Consider the following 859-nt stretch of genomic DNA (forward strand, 5'->3'; position numbering starts at 1 on the left):
ACAACAGCAACGATCCGGCGGTCATCTCGGCGGCGCTTATTGACTTTTTCTGCGGGCAGGAACTCGACGCGATTCATTTCCAGGCCGCAGTCGAGTATTTCAAAAACGGCATCCCGGAAGGCTATTTCACCGACGGTTCCTGGAACCTGAACTGGGACGAGGCGCCATACCAGGTGATCGCACTGCTTCAATATTTAGCCAAACAACCGGAATATCAACTTGCTTAGCATCGCTCATCACACATCACTCATCACTAATTTATGAAACGTTTCGGTTCAGCCCTCGAACACGGTGAAGCCCACAGCCGGGAGCACCGCCTGTGGTCGCGTCGCGATTTCCTTTCCGCTTCGGGTCTGTTGGGTGCAGGCAGCATGCTGCTGGGCGGCCTGCCCGTGCGCGCGTTCCAACCCACACCGCTGCTGGCATCCTTGGCGGCAAACTGGGACGACAACGACCGGATTCTCGTGCTCATTCGCCTCGACGGCGGCAACGACGGACTGAATACCGTGATCAAGCGCGGCAGTTCGGAATACTACAACCTCCGGCCTACGCTCGGCATCCCCGACAACAAACTCTGGGCGCTCAGTGCCCAATACGGTATGCCGCAGGAAACCAACTCCCTGCAATCGCTTTGGGCGGAGGGCATGATGAAGGTGATTTTCAACGTGGGATACCCCGACCCGAATTACAGCCATTTTCGCTCGTCGGACATTATTACCTCGGCCAGCGACCGCAACGAAGTAGTGGAAACCGGCTGGGTCGGACGTTTTCTCGAACACGAGTACGCCGCATTCCTCGAAGCCCCGCCTTCCGTGCCGCCTGCCCTGCAAATCGGTGTGCAAACCAACCTGTTGTTCAC

At 57.3% G+C, this 859-nt stretch carries 2 protein-coding genes; both read left to right on the top strand.

The features are described 5' to 3' along the window. On the top strand, window positions 1-227 hold a 227-nt coding region (locus tag JNK74_28295; protein MBL7650089.1), incomplete at its 5' end, for a DUF1800 domain-containing protein. A gap of 144 nt (window positions 228-371) precedes the next feature. Next, a partial coding sequence (locus JNK74_28300) for a hypothetical protein (protein ID MBL7650090.1) occupies window positions 372-859 on the top strand: 488 nt, incomplete at its 3' end.

Source organism: Candidatus Hydrogenedentota bacterium (assembly GCA_016791475.1).
GTDB lineage: Bacteria > Hydrogenedentota > Hydrogenedentia > Hydrogenedentales > JAEUWI01 > JAEUWI01.